This is a genomic window from Kitasatospora sp. NPDC043949 (assembly GCF_056435365.1).
Genome location: NZ_JBWKEQ010000010.1, coordinates 182,620 through 188,863, shown reverse-complemented (window position 1 = coordinate 188,863; position 6,244 = coordinate 182,620). Strand labels below are relative to the sequence as shown.

Here is a 6,244-nt window from a genome sequence, read left to right as displayed (position 1 = left end):
TGCCGTTGGTCTCGTGCCAGAGTTGGAAGGTGGCGCCGGCCAGTGGTTGTCCGGTGGCGGAGTCGACCTTGGTGACCGTGGTGGAGCCGGTCGGGGCGATGGTCTTGGTGTCCTGGACGGTGACGGGGATGCTCTGTCCGTCGGTGTCGAGGACCACGGTCGTCACCGCGGTCTGGGGCAGTTCGTAGCCGGGGGGAGCGGCGGTTTCCTGCCAGTAGTAGGTGCCCAACGGGAGACCTGTCGTGGAGCAGGCGCCGTTTGCTCCGGTGGTGCAGGGGGAGCCGACGGGGGTGTCGGGGTTGGTTCCGGTGGTTTGGAGGCCGGGGACGCCGTTGGTCTCGTGCCACAGCTGGAAGGTGGCGCCGACCAGCGGTTGCCCGGTGGCGGAGTCGACCTTGGTCACGCTTGTGGACCCGGTCTCGACGATCGGGGACTTGGTGTCCTGGACGGTCACCGGGACGTTCTGCCCGTTCGTGTCGAGGACCACGGTCGTCACCGCGGGCTGCGGCAGGTCGTAACCGGGGGGAGCGGCGGTCTCCTGCCAGTAGTAGGTGCCCAACGGGAGACCGGCCGTGGAGCAGACGCCGTTCGCCCCGGTCGTGCAGGGGGCGCCCACCTCGGTGTCCGGGGTGACCCCCGAGGTCTGGAGGCCGGGGACGCCGTTGGTCTCACGCCACAGCTGGAAGGTGGCCCCCGCCAGGGGCTGCCCGGTGGCGGAGTCGACCTTGGTCACGCTGGTCGAGGCGGTGGGAGCGGGACTTCCGCACGCCGGAAGGTCGCCGTTGAAGGGATAGGCGTGGAACTCGGTCCCGGTCATCCCCGAGCCGGAGTTCTGGAGCAGCGAACCGGTGGTGAAGAACCGTCCGTTCAGACCGGGCAGGCTCATGGTGGCGGTGCTGGCCGGGTTGCCGACCAGCACACTGCCCTGGAACTGCCCCGATCCCTTGAGCGTGACGGACGTCGCGGCGGGGAAGTTCCACAGGAGGCGCTCGCGCAGCCGGTTCCAGGGATCGGTGTCCTGGAGGCTCCCGCTGTAGGTGTTGATGGTGCGGGCGCCGCCCACGAGGTTGACGAGTACCGTCGCGTTCGCGGGGATGCCGGCGAACGCGATGCCCTGAGTGGAACCTCCGTTCCCGGCGATGTCGAAGTCGACGTTGAAGACCTGGAGTGCGGAGGTGCCGTCACCGGTGAACAGGGTCTGGTACCCCTGGTTGACCGCGGTTCCGGTGACGGGGCGGGGTGTGCCGACCCCGGCGTAGCACTCGCTCGCCGTCTGCAGCTGACCGCGCAGCGGCGTGTAGGCGGCCACGGCCTGTGCTTCCTGGACCTTCGTGCCGACGATGGTGCCCGTGGCCGTGCCCGCGTAGCGGACGACGCCGCCCTCCGCCAGGAGCCTCTGCCCCGGGGCCACCGTGACGTTGCCTCCGGCGGTGAGGAAGTCGGCGCCGTTCGGCGGGGGGACCCGTGAGCCGACGCCGACGATGCCGATGTTGTAGACGGAGCTGCCTCCCGGGGCCTTGTTCAGGTCGAAGTTGCCGAGGGTCACCACGTGCCCCTCGGCCTCCGCGGCGGAACCGCCGACGTTGAAGTCGCCGCCGACGAAGATGTTCACGCCGTCGTCGCGGCCTGCGAAGGGACCGTTGTTGACCGGGGGGAACGTCGCGGGACAGTCCGCACCCAGGCACGGCCCGAGGCCGCCCGGAAGACCGGCCGCGTACGCGGCCGGCGGTGCGACGAGTGACATGCCGAAGGGCACGAGCGTCAGGGCCAGGACGGAACCCACCGTCCTGCCGAGTCGGCGTCTCCAGGTGACGGTGGTCACCGGGTTCTGACTGGGCTTCACCTCAGTCCTCTCACCATGTGGACACAATGGGGCCCTCGGAGTGTTCCGGGCTGGAGGGCCGAGCATCGTGACTCGTTGGTGTTGTCATCTGAAAATCGTGTTAATGCACCCGTTCGGCTGTGTGTCGACGGGTGATCGGTCCGAGCGCGAGGGACGGCCTCCGGCCGTCGGCGGTCACTGGCCCTGCTGGTCCGCGGTGTACGACTCCATCGCGTGGTTGAAGCGGGCCAGCAGGGCGCAGAACGCCTGCTGTTCCTCGGGCGGCCAGTCGGCCGTCAGGCGGCGGGTCAACTCGGCCCGACCGTCGCGGACTTCGGCCAGTCGGCCGGAGCCGACCGGGGTCAGCGCGAGGCGTACGGCGCGGCGGTCGGCCGGGTCCTGGACCCGGCCGACCAACCCGCCCGCGACCAGCGGGGCGACCTGCCGGGTCACCGTGGAGGAGTCGACGCCGAGCGACTCGGCCAGCGCCTTGACGTTGGCGGGCCCGTGCCGCTCCAGGCGGTCGAGCAGCAGGTAGGCGGCCCGGTCCAGCGCGCCGAGACCGCCGCCGGTGGTCCGGACCTGGTCCATCCGGCGGGCGAACACCGCCAGCTGGTACTGGAGTCGGGCGTGCACGGGGTCGGTGCGGTCGGTGGCCTGGGGCGAGGTCGTCGTCATCGCGGCTCACGATCGTCGTGCGGTGAGGGAGGCTCAGAAGCAGCAGCGTACGCGGGCGGGGCGGGCCCGGGAACAGCCCCGGCATCCCGGATTGCCGGTGTCGACCACCGTAGGCTGGCGTTATGCACAACTGGCCGGTCACCCTCGACGACGTCCGCGGCGCCCAGAAGATGCTCGCCGGAATCGCCCGGGTGACGCCGATGGAGGGCAGCCGGTACCTGTCCGGGCTGATCGGCGCGCCGGTCCACCTGAAGTGCGAGAACCTCCAGCGCACCGGTTCGTTCAAGCTGCGCGGCGCGTACGTGCGGATCGCCGGGCTCTCGCCGGTGCAGCGGGCCGGCGGGGTGGTGGCGGCGAGCGCGGGCAACCACGCGCAGGGGGTGGCGCTGGCGGCCTCGCTGCTGGGGGTGCACTCGACCGTGTTCATGCCGGTCGCGGCACCGCTGCCCAAGGTCGCGGCGACCCGGGAGTACGGCGCGCAGGTGAGGCTGCACGGTGCCACGGTGGACGAGGCGTTGCAGGCCGCGCAGCGGTACTCGGAGGCGACCGGCGCCGTGTTCATCCACCCCTTCGACCACTGGGACGTGGTCACCGGCCAGGCGACCGTCGGGCTGGAGATCCTGGAGCAGTGCCCCGAGGTGCGGACCATCCTGGCCGGGGTGGGCGGCGGCGGCCTGCTGGCCGGGATCGCGGCGGCGGTCAAGCCGTTGCGGCCGGACGTCCGGGTGGTGGGGGTGCAGGCGGCGGGCGCGGCCGCGTACCCGCCCTCGCTGGCGGCCGGGCGGCCGGTGTCGCTGGAGCACTACGCCACGATGGCCGACGGGATCATGGTCGGCCGGCCCGGGGACATCCCGTTCGAGGTGGTCAACTCGCTGGCGGACGGCGTCCGGACGGTCTCCGAGGACGCGCTGTCGCGGGCCCTGCTGCTCGGCCTGGAGCGGTTGAAACTGGTGGTCGAACCGGCCGGGGCGGCCCCGATCGCGGCGCTGCTGGAGCAGCCGGACTCCTTCGAGGGGCCGGTGGTGGCCGTGCTGTCCGGCGGCAACATCGACCCGCAGCTGATGCAGCGGGTGCTGCGGCACGGGCTGGCGGCGGCCGGCCGGTACCTGTCGCTGCGGGTGCGGCTGGCGGACAAGCCGGGCTCGCTGGCCGACCTGCTGGGGGTGCTGACCAGGCTGGACGCCAACGTGCTGGACGTCGCGCACGTGCGGATCGACCCGCGGCTGGGGCTGACCGAGGTCGAGGTGGACCTGCACCTGGAGACGAAGGGGCCGGAGCACTGCGCGGCCGTGGTCGGCGAGCTGCGGGACGCGGGGTACGTCGTTTCCAGCTGAGTCCCGAAGACGCCTGAGGAGCCTGAGGAGCCTGAGGAGCCTGAGGAGCCTGAGAAGCCTGGGGCGCTTGGGGGGCTTGGCGTCTCGGGCGCCGGATGGTGCGGGGCGGGCCTCAGCGGATCTCGGTGGATGTCAGTGGTCCCTGTCACGATGGCGGAGCCCTATGCCTTGACGCGATATATCGCGTGCTGCCAGACTCGCGATACATCGCGTTCTGTGTGCCGGTAGGCGAAAACCGAGTCGCCCGCATGCCCGAAAAAGGGGCAGAGTGTGACAGATCGCCCATATTCGTCCGAGGAGATGAGGCAGGCCATGGCGCCAGCCATCCAAGCCGAGAACCTGGTCAAGACCTTCGGCGACGTACGAGCCCTGGACGGCGTGAGCCTCGACGTCCCCGAGGGCACGGTGCTCGGGCTGCTCGGCCCGAACGGCGCCGGCAAGACCACCACCGTGCGGGTCCTCACCACCCTGCTGCGCCCCGACTCGGGCCGCGCGGTGGTCGCCGGCGTCGACGTGCTCAAGCACCCCAACAAGGTCCGCAGTCTGATCGGCCTGTCCGGCCAGTACGCGGCGGTCGACGAGTACCTCACCGGCTTCGAGAACCTCCAGATGGTCGGCGAGCTCTACCAGATGAGCGCCCGTCAGGCGAAGGTCCGGGCGCTGGAGCTGCTGGAGTGGTTCAACCTCACCGAGGCCAAGGACCGCACTGCCAAGACCTACTCCGGCGGCATGCGCCGCCGCCTCGACCTCGCCGCCGCGCTGGTCGTCCGGCCGCCGGTGATGTTCCTCGACGAGCCGACCACCGGCCTCGACCCGCGCAACCGGCTCGCGCTCTGGGAGGTCATCGAGACCCTGGTCGAGCAGGGCACCACGCTGCTGCTCACCACCCAGTACCTGGAGGAGGCCGACCGGCTGGCGCACGACATCGCCGTCGTCGACCACGGCCGGGTGATCGCCCGCGGCACCGCCGACCAGCTCAAGGCCCAGATCGGCGGCGAGCGGATAGAGGTCGTGGTGCACGAGCCGGGCCTGGTCACCGACGCGGTCGCGGCGCTGTCCGGGTACGCGCTGGGCGAGCCGGCGGTGGAGAAGAACACCCGCCGGATCACCGTGCCGGTCAGCGGCGGCGCCCGGGTGCTCGCCGACGTCATCCGCGAACTGGACGCCCGCGGCATCGAGATCGACGACATCGGCCTGCGCCGCCCGACCCTGGACGACGTGTTCCTCACCCTCACCGGCCACGTCGCCGAGGCGGTGGAGGAGGAGAACGGCTCCGGCGGCCGCGGCCGGGGCGGTCGGGGCAAGGGCGGGCCGTCCGCCGAGGGGCCGCCCGCCGAGGGGCCGGACGGCTCCGACGGCCAGGGACCGGACAAGCAGGCCGTCGCGGCCGGAACGGAGCGCTGAGATGAGCACCGCCACCGAGCACGCCATCGGCGAGGCGATGCCCAGGCAGCGCCGCGGCGTCGCCGCCACCCTGCACGACTCCTGGGTGGTCGCCAAGCGCAACCTGCGCCGGATGACCAGGATCCCCGAGATCGTGGTCTTCGGGCTGATGCAGCCGGTCATGTTCGTGCTGCTGTTCTCGTACGTGATGGGCGGGGCGATCAAGATCCCCGGGGCGAGCTCCAGCTCCGACTCGTACATCCAGTTCCTGATGGCCGGCATCTTCGCCCAGACCGTCACCTTCGCCGTCGCCGGCGCCTCCGCCGGGATCGCGGAGGACATGACCAAGGGCCTGGTGGACCGCTTCCGCTCGCTGCCGATGGCCCGCTCGGCCGTGCTGGTCGGCCGCACCCTGGCCGACCTGTGCCAGACCGCGTTCACCGTGGTCGTGCTGGCCCTGGTCGCGCTGCTGGTCGGCTGGCGGATCCACGACGGCGTGCTCAACGCACTCGGCGCCTTCGGCCTGCTGCTCCTGCTCGGCTACGCGTTCTCCTGGATCGGCGCGCTGATCGGCCTCTCGGTGCGCAGCCCCGAGGCGGCCACCTCGGCCGGCCTGATCTGGCTGTTCCCGCTGACCTTCGTCTCCAACGCCTTCGTGCCGGTCAGCTCGATGCCGGGCTGGCTGCAGGCGGTCGCGTACTGGAACCCGTTCAGCGCCACCGTGCAGGCCTGCCGGGACCTGTTCGGCAACCAGGTCGGCCCGGTGGACGCCACCTGGCCGATGCAGCACGCCGCACTGGTGTCGGTGCTCTGGTCGGTGCTGATCACCGCGGTGTTCTCCTGGCTGTCGGTGCGCAAGTACCGCTCGGCCGTGGGCTGAACCGCGCCCGGTACGCCGCGAGGGGGGGGGGGGGGGGGGGGGGGGGGGGGGGGGGGCGGGGGCGGGGGGGGGGGGGGGGGGGGGGGAGGGGGGGGGGGAGGGGGGAGAGGGGGGGGGGGGGGGGGGGGGGGGAGAGAAGGCCGCGAC

The 6,244-nt window shown here is 72.0% G+C and carries 5 protein-coding genes; 3 read left to right on the top strand and 2 right to left on the bottom strand.

Annotated features, from left to right (window positions below):
• Together AC07AL_RS11455 and AC07AL_RS11450 are read right to left on the bottom strand one after the other, a co-directional pair.
• Nucleotides 1–1,843: choice-of-anchor A family protein (locus AC07AL_RS11455; protein ID WP_478317359.1), on the bottom strand; the 1,843-nt coding region annotated here is incomplete at its 3' end.
• Between the two features lie 174 nt (nucleotides 1,844–2,017).
• A complete protein-coding gene (locus AC07AL_RS11450; RefSeq protein ID WP_063348015.1) occupies nucleotides 2,018–2,500 on the bottom strand; it encodes a MarR family winged helix-turn-helix transcriptional regulator in 483 nt (160 codons plus the stop codon).
• Between the two features lie 122 nt (nucleotides 2,501–2,622).
• Between AC07AL_RS11450 and ilvA the strand changes: the two genes are divergently transcribed.
• The 3 genes from ilvA to AC07AL_RS11435 all read left to right on the top strand — a co-directional run bounded on the left by ilvA (nucleotide 2,623) and on the right by AC07AL_RS11435 (nucleotide 6,097).
• Nucleotides 2,623–3,834, top strand: a complete 1,212-nt coding sequence (ilvA, locus tag AC07AL_RS11445; protein WP_363585470.1) for a threonine ammonia-lyase — start codon at nucleotides 2,623–2,625, stop codon at nucleotides 3,832–3,834.
• A gap of 312 nt (nucleotides 3,835–4,146) precedes the next feature.
• Nucleotides 4,147–5,238 (top strand): ATP-binding cassette domain-containing protein, encoded by a 1,092-nt coding sequence (locus tag AC07AL_RS11440; RefSeq protein WP_478317358.1) that lies wholly within the window; start codon nucleotides 4,147–4,149, stop codon nucleotides 5,236–5,238.
• A gap of 1 nt (nucleotide 5,239) precedes the next feature.
• Nucleotides 5,240–6,097, top strand: a complete 858-nt coding sequence (locus AC07AL_RS11435) for an ABC transporter permease (protein ID WP_363621326.1) — start codon at nucleotides 5,240–5,242, stop codon at nucleotides 6,095–6,097.
• The last annotated feature ends 147 nt before the right edge of the window (nucleotides 6,098–6,244 follow it).

Excerpts from the sequence above, each read along its gene's own strand:
- AC07AL_RS11450 (WP_063348015.1), bottom strand. The coding sequence starts at position 2,500 with ATGACGACGACCTCGCCCCAGGCCACCGACCGCACCGACCCCGTGCAC.
- AC07AL_RS11440 (WP_478317358.1), top strand. The coding sequence starts at position 4,147 with ATGGCGCCAGCCATCCAAGCCGAGAACCTGGTCAAGACCTTCGGCGAC.
- AC07AL_RS11435 (WP_363621326.1), top strand. The coding sequence starts at position 5,240 with ATGAGCACCGCCACCGAGCACGCCATCGGCGAGGCGATGCCCAGGCAG.
- ilvA (WP_363585470.1), top strand. The coding sequence starts at position 2,623 with ATGCACAACTGGCCGGTCACCCTCGACGACGTCCGCGGCGCCCAGAAG.